Origin of the sequence: Kinneretia sp. DJ1R-11 (assembly GCF_025717595.1) — a bacterium.
Classification (GTDB): Bacteria; Pseudomonadota; Gammaproteobacteria; order Burkholderiales; family Burkholderiaceae_C; genus Paucibacter_A.
The window spans coordinates 13,678-29,936 of the sequence record NZ_JAJIRR010000006.1; the positions used below are offsets into that span (position 1 = coordinate 13,678).

13 protein-coding genes are annotated in these 16,259 nt (G+C 66.5%); 6 read left to right on the forward strand and 7 right to left on the reverse strand.

The genetic code is table 11. The features are described 5' to 3' along the window. Complete coding sequence (locus LNV23_RS11810) at positions 1-798, reverse strand: SDR family NAD(P)-dependent oxidoreductase (RefSeq protein WP_263563161.1); 798 nt, start codon at positions 796-798, stop codon at positions 1-3. A gap of 3 nt (positions 799-801) precedes the next feature. After that, positions 802-3,156 carry a bifunctional salicylyl-CoA 5-hydroxylase/oxidoreductase gene (locus tag LNV23_RS11815; protein WP_263563162.1) on the reverse strand — a complete coding sequence of 785 codons (2,355 nt, stop codon included), beginning with the start codon at positions 3,154-3,156 and terminating at the stop codon, positions 802-804. 278 nt (positions 3,157-3,434) lie between these two features. Between LNV23_RS11815 and kynB the strand changes: the two genes are divergently transcribed. From kynB to LNV23_RS11845, 6 genes are all read left to right on the forward strand, one after another. After that, positions 3,435-4,064 (forward strand): arylformamidase, encoded by a 630-nt coding sequence (gene kynB, locus LNV23_RS11820; protein ID WP_263563163.1) that lies wholly within the window; start codon positions 3,435-3,437, stop codon positions 4,062-4,064. Between the two features lie 40 nt (positions 4,065-4,104). Then, positions 4,105-5,403: a kynureninase gene (kynU, locus tag LNV23_RS11825; protein WP_263563164.1), complete on the forward strand. Its 1,299-nt coding sequence runs from the start codon at positions 4,105-4,107 to the stop codon at positions 5,401-5,403. Next, positions 5,400-6,269 (forward strand): tryptophan 2,3-dioxygenase, encoded by an 870-nt coding sequence (kynA, locus tag LNV23_RS11830; RefSeq protein WP_263563165.1) that lies wholly within the window; start codon positions 5,400-5,402, stop codon positions 6,267-6,269. Before kynU ends, kynA begins: the two co-directional genes overlap by 4 nt. A 171-nt stretch (positions 6,270-6,440) precedes the next feature. Then, positions 6,441-7,262, forward strand: coding sequence for an ABC transporter substrate-binding protein (locus LNV23_RS11835; RefSeq protein ID WP_263563166.1), 822 nt, complete (start codon positions 6,441-6,443; stop codon positions 7,260-7,262). 28 nt (positions 7,263-7,290) lie between these two features. After that, positions 7,291-9,735 (forward strand): sensor histidine kinase, encoded by a 2,445-nt coding sequence (locus LNV23_RS11840; protein ID WP_263563167.1) that lies wholly within the window; start codon positions 7,291-7,293, stop codon positions 9,733-9,735. Positions 9,736-9,845: 110 nt separating this feature from the next. Continuing rightward, on the forward strand, positions 9,846-11,654 hold the full coding sequence (locus LNV23_RS11845; RefSeq protein ID WP_263563168.1) for an aminopeptidase P family protein: 1,809 nt from the start codon (positions 9,846-9,848) through the stop codon (positions 11,652-11,654). Positions 11,655-11,748: 94 nt separating this feature from the next. Here the strand turns inward: LNV23_RS11845 and LNV23_RS11850 are convergent, their stop codons facing one another. The 5 genes from LNV23_RS11850 to LNV23_RS11870 all read right to left on the reverse strand — a co-directional run bounded on the left by LNV23_RS11850 (position 11,749) and on the right by LNV23_RS11870 (position 16,009). Then, on the reverse strand, positions 11,749-12,654 hold the full coding sequence (locus LNV23_RS11850) for a LytR/AlgR family response regulator transcription factor (RefSeq protein ID WP_263563169.1): 906 nt from the start codon (positions 12,652-12,654) through the stop codon (positions 11,749-11,751). Then, positions 12,651-13,820 carry a sensor histidine kinase gene (locus tag LNV23_RS11855; RefSeq protein WP_263563170.1) on the reverse strand — a complete coding sequence of 390 codons (1,170 nt, stop codon included), beginning with the start codon at positions 13,818-13,820 and terminating at the stop codon, positions 12,651-12,653. The genes LNV23_RS11850 and LNV23_RS11855 overlap by 4 nt, the downstream gene beginning before the upstream one ends. A 145-nt stretch (positions 13,821-13,965) precedes the next feature. Then, on the reverse strand, positions 13,966-14,214 hold the full coding sequence (locus LNV23_RS11860; RefSeq protein ID WP_263519830.1) for a hypothetical protein: 249 nt from the start codon (positions 14,212-14,214) through the stop codon (positions 13,966-13,968). A 107-nt stretch (positions 14,215-14,321) separates the two neighbouring features. Then, the gene (locus tag LNV23_RS11865; RefSeq protein WP_263563171.1) at positions 14,322-15,026 is read right to left on the reverse strand and encodes a glutathione S-transferase N-terminal domain-containing protein; all 705 of its coding nucleotides are present in this window, start codon (positions 15,024-15,026) and stop codon (positions 14,322-14,324) included. Positions 15,027-15,121: 95 nt separating this feature from the next. After that, a complete protein-coding gene (locus LNV23_RS11870) occupies positions 15,122-16,009 on the reverse strand; it encodes a dienelactone hydrolase family protein (RefSeq protein WP_263563172.1) in 888 nt (295 codons plus the stop codon). Positions 16,010-16,259 lie beyond the last annotated feature (250 nt).

Below are 16,259 nucleotides of genomic sequence, written 5' to 3' on the forward strand. Positions count from 1 at the left end.
TCATGGCAGCTCGCCCCCGCAGACCGAGATCGCCTGGCCGTTGATGGCCGCACTGTCGCGCCGCGCCAGCCAAAGCACGGTGGCTGCCACTTCCTGCGGCTGGATCAGGCGGCCCAGCGGGTTGCCTGCCGCCAGCTCGGCGCGGGCTTCTTCGGCACTCCGGCCGGTCTTTTGCATGATGGTCTGCACCGCCCGGTCGACGATGTCGGTCTCGGTGTAGCCGGGGCAGACGGCGTTGACGGTGACGCCCTTCTTGGCCGTCTCCTGCGCCATGGCGCGGGTCAGGCCCAGCACGCCATGCTTGGCGGCGCAGTAGGCAGCCACATAGGCATAACCCGTCAACGCAGCGGTGCTTGCCACATTGATGATGCGGCCGAAGCCGCGCGCCGTCATCACCGGCAAGACCTCGCGGCTGCACAAAAAGGTGCCGGTCAGATTGACCTGCAGCATGCGCTGCCAGAGCTCCAGCGAGGTGCGCGAGATCGGCGCGGTTTCCACCTGGCCGGCGTTGTTGACCAGGATGTCCACCGGCGCCAGCGCCGTGGCGGCGGCAAAGCCGCGCTGCACACTGGCTTCGTCCCCGACATCGACGATCTGAAACCCCACCTCACCCAGGGCCGCCAGGGCCAGCTGCTGCACCTGCAGGCGCTCGTGGTTGCGGCCCATCAAGGTAACGCGAGCGCCGGCCTGAAGCAGGCTTTGCGCAATGGCCGCGCCGATGCCGCTGCCACCGCCGGTGACCACGGCGTGCAGGCCTTGCAAAGGCTGCTGGACCAGAGGCGGAAAGTTGCCGGCCATGGCTCAGACCCCCAAGGCCTTGTTGGCCTGCTCTTGCGCGCTCAGGCCCGCGCTGGCCGAGGCTTGCTGCGCGCGCTGGCGCTCGAACTCTTTTTCCAGCTGCGGCTTGGCCGAGAGGTAGGCGCGCGGCCAGTCCAGGCCCGGCCCGGCTTGGTAGCCGATGCGGGCCGCTTCGCTGAGCGTCCAGGCCGGGTTGGCAAGATGCGGGCGGGCGATGGCGCAGAGGTCGGCCCGGCCGGCCGCGATGATGCTGTTGACATGGTCGGCCTCCGAGATGGCACCCACGGCCATGGTGGCGATGCCGACGCGGTTGCGGATGCTCTCGGAGAACGGGGTCTGCCACATGCGGCCGTAGGTGGGCTTCTCCTGCTTGCTGACCTGGCCCGAGGACACATCGATCAGGTCGGCGCCGGCCGCCTTGAAGGCCGCCGCGATCAGCACCGCGTCTTCCGGCGTGTTGCCGCCGGGCACCCAGTCATGGGCGGAGATGCGCACCGACATCGGCCGCTCCTCCGGCCAGACCGCACGCAAGGCGCGGAAGACCTCGAGCGGGTAGCGCAGGCGGTTCTCCAACGAGCCGCCGTATTCGTCGTCACGGTGGTTGGTCAGCGGCGAGAGGAAGCTGGACAGCAGATAGCCGTGGGCGCAGTGCAGCTCCAGCCAGTCGAATCCGGCCGCGGCCGCGCGGCGGGCGGCGGCGACAAACTCATCGCGCACCCGGTCCATATCGGCGCGGTCCATGGCGCGCGAGGTCTGGCTCACACCGGCCAGGTACTGTTGGGGCGAGGCCGAGATTAGCGGCCAGTTGCCAGTTTCCAGCGGCTGGTCGATGCCCTCCCAGCCGCGCCGGGTCGAGCCCTTGGCGCCGGCATGGCCCAGCTGCATGGCGATCTTGGCGCTGCTGTGGGTGTGTACAAAATCCACGATGCGCTGCCAGGCCAGGCCCTGCTCGTCGGTGTAGAGGCCGGGGCAGCCCGGCGTGATGCGGCCATCGGCCGAGGGGCAGGTCATCTCGGCAAAGACCAGGCCGGCGCCGCCGGTGGCGCGCGCGCCCAGATGCATCAGGTGGTAGTCGCCCACGACACCATCGACGCAGGAGTACTGCGCCATGGGCGAAACCACAACGCGGTTCTTCAGCGTCAGCCCGCGCAAGCGAAAAGGCGTGAACATGGGCGGCACGGCCTGCTCGGGCAAGCCGCTCTGCGCCGCCAGCCAGGCTTCGAAGCGCCCCACATAGCCAGCATCGCGCTGACGCAAGTTCTCGTGCGAGATGCGCTGCGAGCGGGTCAGCAGGGAATAGGCAAACTGCTCGGGCGCCAGATGGGCATGGCGCTCGACGTTCTCAAACCATTCGGTGGAGTTGCGTGCGGCGTTCTGGATGCGCAGCACCTCGATGCTGCGACTGGCCTGGTAGACCTCCAGGGCGCGCGTCAGATCACCGCCGGCGTCGCCGATATCGCGTGCCAGGGCGATGGCGTCTTCCAGCGCCAGCTTGGTGCCCGAGCCGATGGAAAAGTGCGCGGTGTGGGCGGCATCGCCCATCAGCACCACGGGCGCACGGCCGTTGTGATGCACCCAGTTCTTGCAGACCACGCGCGGGAAACGGATCCACTGCGCCGAGCCACGCAGGTGTGAGGCATTGCTGATCAGCGTGTGGCCGTCCAGCACCTTGGCGAACAGGCGCTCGCAGAAGGCAATGCCCTCTTCCTTGCTCATGGCCTCCAGGCCGGCGGCCTGCCAGACCGACTCGGGCGTCTCGACGATGAAGGTCGAGTGCGTTTCGTCGAACTTGTAGGCATGGGCCTGGAACCAGCCATGCTCGGTCTTCTGGAAATCGAAGGTGAAGGCGTCGAAGAGCTTGGTCGTGCCCAGCCAGACAAAGCGGCAGTGACGCAAATCGATATCGGGCTGGTAGCTGGCGCTGTACTTCTGGCGGATGCGGCTGTTCAGGCCGTCGCAGGCGATGATGAGGTCGGCATCCACGCCTTCATCGTCTTGCACATCATGTTCGTAGACCAGCTTCACACCCAGCTCGGCGCAGCGCGCCTGCAGGATGTTCAGCAGCTTCATGCGGCCGATGCCGCAGAAACCATGGCCGCCCGAACGCATGCTGCGGCCGGCGATGTGCACATCGATATCGTCCCAGTGGTTGAAGGCGGTCAGGATGGCCTCAGCCGTGGGCGCGTCGGCTTCGCGCATGGCACCCAGGGTCTGGTCGGAGAAGACCACGCCCCAGCCGAAGGTGTCGCCAGGGCGGTTGCGCTCCAGCACGGTGATCTCATGGCTGGGGTCTTGCTGCTTCATCAGCAGGGCGAAATACAGGCCGGCCGGGCCGCCGCCGATACAGGTGATGCGCATGCTGGGCTCTCGCTGAAACCGTGGTGTTGCGGCGCACTTTAGGCCTTGATAGTTTAAGCGTCAACAATTATTCTGAGCTTGCCGGATCGGGACATACCCTGTTCAATTTGGCTTCCGATTTCGTTTCAAACCCTGGGGCCGAACGTGCGTGCGCAGATGTTGGAATTAACCGACACCACGCGCTTTCAGGCCTTGTTAAGGTCTCGCCCGCTGTGAGCTCAGCCCCTGGCTTGGCCGCAGCTTCTGAGCTGTTGTTGATTCACTGAGAGCCATTGCCCATGCCGCCCAAGACACTCTGGGACATCTCGCCCACGGTCTCGCCCGAGGCCCCGATCTTTCCCGGCGACGAGCCCTACCGCCTGAACTGGACGGCACGGCTCTCGCCCGACTGCCCGGTTAATCTGAGCGCACTGACGATGTCGCCCCATGTCGGCGCTCATGCCGATGCGCCCTTGCACTACGCCAACGATGCCGCCGACGCGGCCAGCGTGGCGCTCGACGCCTATCTGGGCCCCTGCCGGGTGATCCACGCGATCGGCTGCGGGCCGCTGATCCGCATCGAACATGTGCAGCACGCGGCCGAGGGCCTGCCGCCGCGCGTGCTGGTGCGCTGCTGCGAGCGCGCCGATACGGTCTGGAACCCTGATTTCAGCGCCTTCGCGCCCGAGACCGTGGCCTGGCTGGCCGCGCGCGGCGTGCGCCTGATCGGCCTGGACACACCCTCGGTGGACCCCGCCAGCAGCAAGAGCCTGGACAGCCACCAGCAGCTGTTGCGCCTGGACCTGCGCGTGCTGGAGAACCTGGTGCTGGACGAGGTGCCCGAGGGCGACTACGAGCTGATCGCCCTGCCCCTGAAGCTGGCAGGCGCCTGCGCCTCGCCGGTGCGCGCCGTGCTGCGCGCGCTCTGAACGAATCCACTGATTTCGACTTTCCCCTGGAGACACGACCATGACCACCTTGCAAGACTGCGACGTCCTCGACCAAGAGGACCTCTTGCGCGAGCTGCGCCAGCAGTTCGACCTGCCGCCCGGCGTCATCTACCTGGACGGCAATTCCCTGGGCGTGCTGCCGCGCGCCACCCTGGGCCGCGTGCAGGAGGTGATCCAGCGCGAATGGGGCCAGGACCTGATCAAGAGCTGGAACACCGCCGGCTGGATGGACCTGCCCGGCAAGATCGGCGACAAGATCGCGCGCCTGGTGGGCGCCGGCCCGGGCGAGCTGGTGGTGGCCGACTCGACCTCGCTGAACCTCTACAAAGTGCTGTCTGCCGCCCTGCGCATCGCACAAGCGGATGCCCGGGCGCGCAAGGTGATCGTGTCCGAGCGAAGCAACTTCCCGACCGACCTCTACATCGCCGAAAGCCTGGCACGCCAGCATGGCGCGCGCCTGCATCTGTTGGACAGCGTGGACGAGATCGCCGGCACGCTGAACGCCGAGCTGGCCGTGCTGATGATCACCGAGGTCAACTACCGCACCGGCTACAGGCACGATATGAAGGCCTTGAGCGCCGCCGCCCACGCGGCCGGCGCCCTGGTGATCTGGGACCTGGCCCACTCGGCCGGCGCCGTGCCGGTGGACCTGAAAGGCGCGGATGCCGACTTCGCCGTCGGCTGCGGCTACAAATACCTGAACGGCGGCCCCGGCGCCCCGGCTTTTGTGTGGGCCCACCCGCGCCATGCCGACCGTTTCTGGCAGCCGCTCTCGGGCTGGCTGGGCCATGCCGCACCCTTCCAGTTCACGCCCGACTACCAACCCGCCCCCGGCATCAAGCGCTACATCTGCGGCACGCCGGCCATGCTGTCCACCGCGGCACTGGAATGCGGGGTCGACACCGTGCTGGCGGCCGAGGGCCTGGGCGGCATGGCCGCGCTGCGCAAAAAGAGCATTGCCCTGACGGAGCTCTTTATCGAGCTGGCCGAGGAACGCTGCGGCGCCCTGGGTGTGCGCCTGGCCTCGCCCCGCAATCCTGAGCAGCGCGGCAGCCAGGTCTGCCTAAGCCTGGCCGCGCCGCTGCAGCATGCCGGCTATGCGGTGATCCAGGCCCTGATCGCACGCGGCGTGATCGGCGACTTCCGCGCCGGTGACCCGGCCCGACTCGACGAGGTTCCCCACATCCTGCGCTTCGGCTTCACACCGCTCTACATCGGCTTTGCCGATGTCTATGCCGCTGTGGAACACCTCTACCAGGTGCTCAAGACCGAAGAGTGGCAGCGCCCCGAGTTCGCACGCCAGGGAGCGGTGACATGAGCTGCCCCTTCCATCAAGAAGGCTCGGAGGGCCGGACAGAGCAGATTGTCAAAGAGGAAGGAGCCCAGCTCGATTTCTCGAAAGACATGAGCTATGGCGACTACCTCAAGCTCGACCAGATTCTCAGCGCCCAGCATCCGCTTTCGCCCGAGCACAACGAGATGCTCTTCATCGTCCAGCACCAGACCTCGGAGCTGTGGATGAAGCTGATGCTGCACGAGATGCAAGCCGCCGTGGCCTGTGTGGCGGCCGACCGTCTGCCCGAGGCTTTCAAGATGCTGGCCCGGGTGTCCAAGATCATGGAGCAGCTGGTCCATGCCTGGGACGTGCTGGCCACCATGACGCCGCCCGAGTACACGGCCATCCGGCCCTACCTGTCCAACAGCAGCGGCTTCCAGAGCGCGCAGTACCGCCGCATCGAGTTCATGCTGGGCAACAAGAACGCGGCCATGCTCAAGCCGCACGCCCACCGGCCCGATCTGCTGGCCGAGGTGGAGGCCGCCTGGCGCGCGCCCTCGCTCTACGACGAGGCGATCCGCCTGATGCAGCGACGCGGCATCGCCGTGCCGGCCGAGGCCCTGGAGCGCGACTGGACCCAACCCTATGCCGCCAGCGAAGGCGTCAAGGCCGCCTGGCTGGAGGTCTACCGCCAGCCCGAGCAGCACTGGGATCTATATCAGATGGGCGAGGAACTGGTCGACCTGGAAGACGCCTTCCGGCTTTGGCGCTTCCGCCATGTCACCACGGTCGAGCGGGTGATCGGCTTCAAGCGCGGCACCGGCGGCACCTCGGGCGTGGGCTATTTGCGCAAGATGCTGGACACGGTGCTGTTTCCTGAGCTTTGGGCGCTGCGCACAGAACTGTGAGATCGATCGGGCGACAAAGCCTGTTCAGGTCGGCTTCTCCGCCCTTTCCATGACCTAAACGCCCTGGGCTTTGCTATACAGTCGCCGAAGACGGCAGCCCGTGGGAGCACCGGGCCCTGGACGGCCCCAACAACGGTGCCTGGATGCATGCCGCACACAGGGGTTTTTGTCATGCGCAGTTCGATCCGTATTCCAGGCCTTGCCCCTGTCTTGGCTGGCCTGGGCTGTTTGGCATTCCTGAGCGCCGCGCCAGTCCCGGCCCAGGCCGGAGAGGTCCTGACACGGGTGCAGCGCAGCCAGCTGCTGCGCGTATGCATTTGGCCGGCCTATTACGGCGTCACCTTCCGCAGCCCGCGCACCCAGGAGCTGATCGGCATCGACATCGACCTCTCCGCCGCCCTGGCCCAGGATCTGGGCGTCAAGCTCGAGCATGTCGAATCGTCTTTCGCCAGCTTGATCGAGGATCTGCGCAGCGATCGTTGCGATGTCGCCATGTTCGCCATTGGCATGACGGCCGAGCGGCGCCAGCAGCTGAGCTTCAGCAAACCCTATTTGCAGAGCGATGTCTACGGCATCACCACCCGATCCAGCCGCAGCATCCGCAGCTGGGCCGACATCGACAAGCCCGGCGTCAAGGTGGCGGTGCAGGCCGGCACTTTCATGGAACCCATCGTCAGCGCCTGGCTGAAGCAGGCGCAGACGGTGGTGATTCGCCCCCCGCAAACACGCGAGCAGGAGCTCGAAGCGGGCCGGGTCGACATCTTCATGACCGACTACCCTTACAGCCGCCGCCTGCTGGACAAGGCCGACTGGGCCCGACTGGTGTCGCCGCCCACACCCTTCTCAGTCATGCCATACGCCTATGCCGCCAAGCCCGGTGACGAGGAATGGCTGCAGCGCCTGAACGGTTTTGTCAGCGCCATCCAGGGCGACGGGCGCCTGGCCGCGGCGGCCCGCAAGCATGGGCTCAGCGACATCGTGCTGAAACGCTGAAGCCTGTAGCGCGTCCAACTTGGCCTTCATGAGCAGCCACCGAGCACCGCAGCTTCCCGCCTGGGTGAATGGCCGCGTGGCCATCTGGGGCTGCAGCTTGCTGAGCCTGGCCCTGGTGCTGCTTGGTGCGGGCTTTCTCTGGCTGGTCAACAGTCAGGAGCGCCAAGCCGAAAGTGAACACTGCACTTTCTACGCGCACACCCTGGAGGTCCAAAGCAACCAGGCCCTGGGCAGTTCCGAGCTGGCCTTGCTGGGCGTGGCGCGCAGCCTGGAAAGCCTGGAAGCGAGCCCGGGGAACAGCCGGGCCATCGACCGCCTGCTCAGCCAGAGCCTGAGCAACCTGCCCTTTGTACGCAGCTTTTCCCTGCTTGATGAGCATGGTCTGGTGCTGGCCAGTAGCAACCCGGACAACCAAGGCCGCAGGGTGGAACTGGCCCGGCTGCTGCCCAGCGATGGTGGCCCTGGCCTGGGCAGCTTGATCGCCGGGCGCGACCTGTATGAGTTGCAGGCCCCGGCCCCGGCCTCGGGCGCATCGCTGCTGGCCTTCAGCATGACCGTGAAGCAAAGCCAAGGGGCTCGCCATTTGATTGCAGTGCTCAATCCCGATTACTTTGCCAATCTGTTCGAGCGTCAGCTTGGGCAAAGCAGCCACCGGGTGGGTTTGTTCAATCTCCAAGGCCAGCTGATCGCTGCGAACCAGGCCCTCAATCTGGCGCCAGGCAGCTTGCTGCCCTCCCACGAGGTTTTCAAGAATCTGGTGCAAAACCGGGAGTTCGGCAGCTACAGCACGGCCGAAGGCCTGGACGGCGAGCCAGCGCTGGGCAGCTACCGCCTGACGCGCAACTACCCTTGGGTGCTGATCGTCGAGCGCTCGCAAAGCCTTCTGGCCGAGCATTTCGCACAGCGCGCCCAGGTCGTCGGCCTGAGCGTGCTGTCCGGTCTGGCACTGATGGCCCTGCTGGGCGCCCTGGCTTGGCGTGCTCTGGCCGCCTATGACCTGGCCCGCCATGATCTGCAGGCTGCCCATGCCGATCTGGCACGCAAAGAGGGCGAACAAAGACTGCTGATCAGCAGCGTGCAGGAGTTGATGTTCCGCACCGATGCTGAAGGTCGCTTGCAGTTCATCAACCATGCCGATTTCCTTGGCAAGCAGGGTGCGAAGCTGGGTACCCAATTCGAAGCCCTGATCGACCCACGCGACCAGGCGCGCGCGCGCAGCCTCTTCCACGCGGGCAATGCCCTGCTGAATCTGCCGATCGCATTGCGACTGCAAAGTCAGCAAGGACGCCAAAGGGTGCTGGAGGTCAGTGTCACGGCCGTGCGTCTGGACAACGGCCAGATTGGCGGCTTCGTCGGTTTTGCCATCGATGTGACCGAGCGCGAGGATGCCCGCCAGCGTCTGCAGGCCCAGCTCGATTTCACGGCGCGGCTGATCGACGTCTGTCCAATTCCCATCTTCGCCAAGGACCTGGGCCTGCGCTTTGTCATGGTCAACCAAGCCTGGAGCGAAATGGCCGGGGTCGACAAAGACTTGGCCCTGGGCCGCCGCCTGAGCGAACTGCGCCCGGCTACGCTGGCCCGCCAGGCCGAGGAGCAGGACGCATGCCTGCTGCGCCGCGGCGGCAGCGAGCAGCTGGAGGTCCAAGAGGACGGGCGAGATCTGCTGACCCACCGCACCGTCTTCACCGACGCCCAGGGCCGCACCGCCGGTGTGCTGGGCAGCGCCATCGACATCAGCCGTTTTGTCGAGGCCGAACGCCAGACCCGCGAAGCGCGTGATGCCGCTGAGCGCGCCAACAACGTCAAGAGTGAGTTCGTCACCCATATGAGCCACGAACTGCGGACGCCGCTGCAAAGCATCATCGGCTTCTCGGAGCTGGGTGTGGGCCGCAGCGGAGAAACGCCGCGCCTGCAGGACATGTTCGCGCGCATCCATGCCGCCAGCCAGCGCATGCTCGAGCTGGTGGACAAGCTGCTCGACCTGTCGCGGCTGGAAAGCACTGCGGGCCAGCTCAGCTTGACGGTGCAAGACCTGAGCCCCTTGCTGATCGCCCTGTCACGCGAGCTTCAAGCCCAGGCCGAGCAGGCCGGCGTGCAGCTGAACCTGCAGCTGCCTCCCCAAGAGCTGCGCGCCGCGGTCGAACCCGCTCGCCTGCAGCAGGCCTTGCACAATGTGCTGGACAACGCCTTGCGCTTCAGCCCCAAGGGATCGAGCGTCGAGATGAGCGCCAGCCAGGACGCCGCCGGCCTGTGCCTGAGCGTGCGCGACCACGGCCCCGGGATTTCACCGGCCGAGCTCGACCTGGTGTTCGCACCCTTCGTGCAGGGCCGCGACCACAAGCCCGGTATTGGCAATATCGGCCTCGGTCTGGCGATCTCGCGCCGCATCATGGCCGCGCATGGCGGCTCCATCAGCGCCCACAACCATGCCCAAGGGGGCTGCTTGTTCGAACTGCGGTTGCCGCCCGCTTGAATCCGGCCTGTCTTGGCACCAGCCCTGCCCCTCAGCCATGCCGTGCCACCTACAATTCCGCCCACTTCCGGCGCACACCCGCGCCGCTCGACCGCTTCGGAGACCAGACCATGGACGCCCGCACTTCCACCTTGACCCTGCGCATTGAGAAGATGCGTGACGCCCTGCAGCGCAACAATGCACACGCTGTGTTGGTGCCTTCGGCCGACCCGCATCTGTCCGAATACCTGCCCGAGCGCTGGCAGGCACGCCAGTGGCTGTCGGGCTTCACCGGCTCGGTCGGCACCCTGGTAGTGACGCGCGAACGCGCCGCCATCTTTGCCGACAGCCGCTACTGGACCCAGGCCGAGACCGAACTGGCCGGCACCGGCATCGAGCTGGTCAAGGTCATGAGCGGTGCGGCCACCGACTACATCGCCTGGATCGCCTCCCAGCTGCAAGCCGGCCAGACCTTGGCTGTAGACGGCCAAGTGCTGGGCCTGGCCCTGGCACGCCTGCTGAGCACGGCCATGACCGAGGCGCGCATCACCCTGCGCACCGACATCGACCTGGTCGACGAAGTCTGGGCCGAGCGCCCGGGCCTGCCTGACAGCACCGTCTGGGAACACGCCGCCCCGCAGGCCACCGTCAGCCGCGCCGACAAGCTGGCCGCCATACGCGCCGCCGTGGCCACCCAAGGCTGCAGCCACCACTTCATCAGCAGCGTCGACGACGTGGCCTGGTTGCTGAACCTGCGCGGTGCCGACGTCGACTACAACCCGGTCTTCATGGCCCATGTGCTGCTGGACGCACAGGCCGCCACCCTGTTCGTGGCCGAAGGCAAGATCGACGCCGCCCTGCAGGCCCGCCTGGCCGCCGACGGCGTGAGCATGCGCCCCTACGCTGCAGCCGCCACAGCCCTGACCGCCCTGCCGGCCGATGCGCGCGTGCTGATGGACCCCAAGCGCGTCACCTTCGGCCTGCGCCAAGCCGTGCCGGCCAGCGCCAGCGTGCGTGAAGCCATCAACCCCAGCACCCTGGCCAAGAGCCGCAAGACCGCCGCCGAAGCGGCCTTTGTGCGCGAAGCCATGGAGCAAGACGGCGCCGCCATGTGCGAGTTTTACGCCTGGCTGGAAGGCGCACTGGGCCAGCAGCGCATCACCGAGCTGACCATCGACGAAGAGCTGACGGCCGCACGCGCGCGGCGCCCCGGCTTCAAGGGCCTGAGCTTCCCCACCATCGCCGGTTTCAATGCCAATGGCGCCATGCCGCACTACCGCGCCACGCCGGCCTCGCACAGCGTGATCGAAGGCAAGGGCCTGCTGCTGATCGATTCGGGCGGCCAGTACCTGGGCGGCACCACCGACATCACCCGCGTCTGGGGCATCGGCGAGGTCAGCGCCGCGCAAAAGCGCGACTACACCCTGGTGCTCAAGGGCACGATCAACCTCTCGCGCGCCTGCTTCCCGCGCGGCACGCTCAGCCCCATGCTGGACGCGCTAGCGCGCAGCCCGCTGTGGGAGCATGGCTTGGACTACAGCCACGGCACCGGCCACGGCGTCGGCTACTTCATGAACGTCCATGAAGGCCCGCAAAGCATCTCGAAGGCCGTGCCGGACGCGACCATGGCCATGGAGCACGGCATGATCACCTCGATCGAACCAGGCCTCTATCGCCCGGGCCAATGGGGCGTGCGCATCGAGAACCTGGTACTCAACACCGGCCTGGAAACCCCCGAGCGCGGCCAGTTTGGCGAGATGCTGCGCTTCGAGACCCTGACCCTGTGCCCGATCGAGACCCGCTGTATCGACCTGAGTCTGATGCGCGCGGACGAGATCGCCTGGCTGAACCAGTACCACGCCGAAGTTCGCCGCCGCCTGAGCCCGCTGCTCAGTGGCGCCGGCCTGACCTGGCTGATGGCTCGCACGGAAGCGATCTGATCGCACCCGCAGTGCAACCCTCAGCAAAGCGGCTTCGGCCGCTTTTTTCATGCCGCAAGGCTCGCAGTGAGCACGGCGGCGACATCGCAAACAGCTACATCTGCCGGAACAGATGCAAGTAGCTGCGGCTGACCGGCAGCACCTCGGGCCGCTCCTTCAGATGCACATCGGCGGTCTCGTTCGGGCCGCGGGTGACATGGCTGATGGCATGCAGATTGACCACCACCGAGCGGTGGACCTGGGCAAAACGCTGCGGGTCGATCTGCTCCATCAGCTCGCGGATGGGCGTGCGGATCAAGGCCTCGCCCTCGGGCCAGACCACCAGGGTGTACTTCTCGTCCGAGCGCAAATAGATGATTTCGTCGACCGGGATCAGCTTCAAACTGGCGCCGACCGAGGCGCGTATCCATTGCAAAAACGGCCCGGCCGGCGAGGTGGTCGACGAGGTGCTTGCCAACGCGTCTGAGGGCATGGCCGCGCTCGCCGTCGGCGAGCGGTGGAGCCGCTCCAGCAACTGGGCGAGCACAGCATCCAGCGCCGCCGCAGATTGTTCCGCGGCCTGCGGCTGTTGCTGCTGCTGCTGCGGCTTCTCGGCGAAACGCTGCTTGAGCCGGGCCACGGTGTCGGCCAGGCGAGCCTCTTCGACCGGCTTGACCAGATAGTCCAAAGCCCCTTGCTCGAAAGCCTGGACGGCGTACTGCTCATAGGCGGTGACGAACACGATGTGGGCGCGCCGAGCCAGCTGACGGGCTGCTTCCACGCCATTGATGCCCGGCATATGGACATCGAGAAAGACGATATCGGGCCGCAGCTGCTCGAACTTCTCCACCGCCTCGCGGCCATTTCGCGCCTGACCCAGCACCTGCAGCTCAGGCCAGGCCTGCGCCAGTGCGCGCACCAGGCTGTCGCGCAGCAGCGGCTCGTCATCGGCGACCAAGGCCGTGGGCCCTGTGGCCGCTGCGGAGTGCTCGGGCCTGTTCGGCAAGGGGTTTGGATTCATGGCTGGAACTCGATCTCGGCGCGCAAGCCGTGCGGCGAATTTTCACTCAGGGTCAGCTGGGCGCCGGCCGGGTAAAAGACCTTGAGGCGCTCGCGCAGATTGCGCAAACCGGTACCGCTGCCGCCACTCTGCTGCAGACCGATGCCGCTGTCGCTGACCCAGAGCCGCACCGAGCCCGAATCTCCCTCGCGCGCGGCGCCGAGTTCGATATGGCCGCCCTCTTCGCTGGGATCGATGCCATGGCGCACCGCGTTCTCCACCAAGGTCAGCAAGGCCATGGGCGGGAAGCGCAAGGCCTCCAGGGTCTGAGGCAGCTGGATCTCGAAACTGAGGCGGTCGGGCATGCGCAGGTGCATCAGCTCGAGGTAGGCACGCACGAGGGTCAGCTCGTCGCCCAGCGTGGCCGCTTCGTTCTGCAGGCGCGGCATGGCGGCGCGCAGGTAAGCGATCAGGCTGCGCAGCACCGGCGCCGCCTGCGGGCTGCCGGTCTCGACCAAGGCACGCACATTGGCCAGGGTGTTGAACAGGAAATGCGGTTCCACCTGGGCCTGCAACAGACGCAGGCGTACATCCAGGGCCTGACGCTCGAGTTCGCTGCGCTCCAGCTCAAAACGCAAGGCTTGGCTGCGTGCCTCGGCGTCGCGCTGCCGGTAGAGCGCGCCCATGGCCAGCAAAGGTGCCACCAGCAGGCCGGAACCGGCGATCCAGAGGAAGCCAAAGATGCGGTTCTCACTGTTCAGCAAACGCTGCAGATCGCCGCCTACGGCCACCAGATACACCACCAAGGTGGCGGTGGGCACCATCAGCACCACGGCCAGGACCTGCATCAGCCAGCGCCCCAACCATTTGGGCAAGCGGCGGGGCCAATGGCCCGCTGCAGCAAATGCCAGCAGACCGAGCAGGCCCACGAAGAGCGTGCGCCCCAGCAGCACCGGGAAGCTGGTGGCGAAGATCGGCGACAAGAGCAAGGCCGCAAAGCCGGCCAGACCCAAGGTCGACAAGACCCGGCTGGGGTTCAGATAGGCCAGAAAGGCCTGCCAGGCTTCGCCTTGACTGAGCACGGCCGACTCGGCCAGCTCGGCCGGAGGGAGCAGCCCACCGATCGGGCTGGTGGCGCTGCTAGAGCTTGCAACCGAACGGCTCAGCGGAGAGGGAACTTTCAACATGCGGCCAGCGTAGCCGCTGTGCGCCCGGCGACCAAGGCTTTGCCGGCGCCGAGGCGACGAACAGCGGTTTATCGACCTTGGGCGACTGCCGCCCGCCCCAGGGAACGGCGCTTTTCAGCCACAGGCCACAGCGCGGGCCAGCGTTTCAGGCCAGGGCGCCGACCCTGCACATCACGAAGTCGCGGCCGGCATTGATGGCAAAGCGCAGGGCCTCAGCCGGCGAAGACCAGCCAAAACCTCCCGCCAGGCTCTCATCCCGAAAGGCCTCTTGCCGCGCCTGCTGGCCGCGCACACGAACCACCACCACGGCGGCCACATAGCCATAGCTGTTCAGGCGGTTCATGGCTCCTGCGTAGATGCGGTAGTCACCGGTGTCGACTTCTTCGAAATGCATGATGAGCTCCTGTGCGCCGCGGAACATCCCGCTTGCGGTGCACTGTGCGCGCCGGCGCTGCATTTCGCTCTAACTCCAAAGAGGGCCCCCATTGGAGGGGCTGGCGCTCAAGGCGTGCCTGGCTGCAGCAAACCGCGCTGCACGGCCGGGCGGGCCAGAAAGCTGCGCAGCACCCGGTCGACCTCGGGAAAATCTGCAAAGCCAACCAGGTCGCCGGCGCCGTAGAAGTTCAGCAGATTGCTGACCCAGGGCAGCACCGCAATATCGGCCACGGTGTAGTCATCGCCCATCAGCCAGCTGCGCCCAGCGAGGCGCTGATTCAGGACAGCCAGCAAGCGGCGCGACTCTGCCACATAGCGATCGCGCGGGCGCTTGTCTTCGTAGTCCTTGCCGGCGAATTTGTGAAAGAAACCGAGCTGGCCAAACATGGGGCCGACGCCGCCCATCTGAAACATCAGCCACTGCAAAGTCTCATAACGGCGTGCCGCATCGGTGGGCAAAAGCTGCCCGGTCTTCTCGGCCAGATAGACCAGGATGGCGCCGGATTCCCAGAGCGCCAGCGGCGCGGCACCTGGCCCCTGCGGGTCCAGGATGGCGGGAATCTTGTTGTTCGGATTCAGGGACAGAAACTCGGGCGACAACTGGTCCTGGCTGTCGAAGCTGACGCGGTGCGCCTCGTAGGGCAGACCGAGCTCCTCCAGCGCGATCGAAACCTTGACGCCATTGGGCGTGGGCAGCGAGTAGAGCTGCAGGCGCTCGGGATGGCGGGCCGGCCATTTGCGGCTGATGGCGAAGGAGCTCAGATCAGACATGGGCAAGCAGGGAATGGAGTTGAAATAAAACGCAGCGGCAGATCATCGCCGCCTGCCCATGACCTTGCCCTGACAAGCTCATCGATGCATCAACATCAAGCCAGCTTGGCCTTGAAAAAGTCCACCGTGCGCTGCCAGGCCAGCTTGGCCGCCTCGGCATCGAAGCGCGGCGTGGTGTCGTTGTTGAAGCCGTGCTGGGTGCCGGCGTAGATGTGCGCCTCAAACGACACACCGGCCGCCTTGAGCGCGGCTTCGTACTTGGGCCAGCCAGCGTTGATGCGTTCGTCCTGGGCGGCGTAATGGATCAGCAAGGGCGCCTTGATCTTGGGCACTTCCTCGGCCGGCGGCTGGCCGCCATAGAAAGGCACGGCAGCGGCCAGGTCGGGCAGCTGAGTGGCCAGGTAGTTGGCGATGCCGCCGCCGAAGCAGAAACCGACGACGCCCACACGGCCATTGCCCTCAGACAAGGCCTGCAGCGCGCGGGCCGCGGCCACGAAATCGGCCCGGGTCTTGCCGGCATCGAGCTTGCCGAAGAGCTCGCGCGCCTTGTCTTCGTCGCCGGGATAGCCACCGAGATTGAACAGGGCATCGGGCGCAAACGCCAGGAAGCCGTCCAAGGCCAGGCGGCGCGTGATGTCCTCGATATGCGGGTTCAAGCCGCGGTTCTCATGGACCACCAGCACCGAAGGCAGGCGGCCCTTGGCGCCGGCGGGCCGGGCCAGATAACCACGCACTCGGCCATTGCCCTGCGGCGAATCGATCTCCAGCCAGCGCGTGCTGATGCGCGCATCGTCGGGCTTGACCTGCTGGGCGACCGCAAAGCGCGGCGACAGAGCGGCCAGGGTGGCCGTGGCCGCGGCCGCGCTGCCCAGGGCGCGCTGGGCCTGGTCCAGAAAGCCACGGCGGCTGAGCCCCCCGTGCACATAGTGGTCGAAGAGCTGGAGGATCTCGGGCGAGAAATCCTGGGCGGTCAAACGTGTCATGGGTCGCGGCTCCGTGGATGCATTGAGGGGCGCTGGGCCGGTCTTGAGACCGGAGGGGTCTGCTCCGGCCATCAGCCCGGCATTCAAACCGCATAGCAGTCTCCTTGTCTACGAAGCTTTTCGCAAGACGATCTTCGCAATGGCAATGGCAAAGCTGCGACCATTGGCCACTCGGGGCACGCCGAGGGAGCGGTTTGCGTACACTGCCGCCCCTCCCCCATGCCCACCTGCTTTTGTTCCCCGGAGTCCC

Bases quoted from the DNA above. Each gene is read 5' to 3' on its own strand.
- LNV23_RS11845 (WP_263563168.1), top strand. From the start codon at position 9,846: ATGGACGCCCGCACTTCCACCTTGACCCTGCGCATTGAGAAGATGCGT.
- kynA (WP_263563165.1), top strand. From the start codon at position 5,400: ATGAGCTGCCCCTTCCATCAAGAAGGCTCGGAGGGCCGGACAGAGCAG.
- kynB (WP_263563163.1), top strand. From the start codon at position 3,435: ATGCCGCCCAAGACACTCTGGGACATCTCGCCCACGGTCTCGCCCGAG.
- LNV23_RS11835 (WP_263563166.1), top strand. From the start codon at position 6,441: ATGCGCAGTTCGATCCGTATTCCAGGCCTTGCCCCTGTCTTGGCTGGC.
- LNV23_RS11870 (WP_263563172.1), bottom strand. From the start codon at position 16,009: ATGACACGTTTGACCGCCCAGGATTTCTCGCCCGAGATCCTCCAGCTC.
- LNV23_RS11865 (WP_263563171.1), bottom strand. From the start codon at position 15,026: ATGTCTGATCTGAGCTCCTTCGCCATCAGCCGCAAATGGCCGGCCCGC.
- LNV23_RS11815 (WP_263563162.1), bottom strand. From the start codon at position 3,156: ATGCGCATCACCTGTATCGGCGGCGGCCCGGCCGGCCTGTATTTCGCC.
- LNV23_RS11840 (WP_263563167.1), top strand. From the start codon at position 7,291: ATGAGCAGCCACCGAGCACCGCAGCTTCCCGCCTGGGTGAATGGCCGC.
- kynU (WP_263563164.1), top strand. From the start codon at position 4,105: ATGACCACCTTGCAAGACTGCGACGTCCTCGACCAAGAGGACCTCTTG.
- LNV23_RS11860 (WP_263519830.1), bottom strand. From the start codon at position 14,214: ATGCATTTCGAAGAAGTCGACACCGGTGACTACCGCATCTACGCAGGA.
- LNV23_RS11810 (WP_263563161.1), bottom strand. From the start codon at position 798: ATGGCCGGCAACTTTCCGCCTCTGGTCCAGCAGCCTTTGCAAGGCCTG.
- LNV23_RS11855 (WP_263563170.1), bottom strand. From the start codon at position 13,820: ATGTTGAAAGTTCCCTCTCCGCTGAGCCGTTCGGTTGCAAGCTCTAGC.
- LNV23_RS11850 (WP_263563169.1), bottom strand. From the start codon at position 12,654: ATGAATCCAAACCCCTTGCCGAACAGGCCCGAGCACTCCGCAGCGGCC.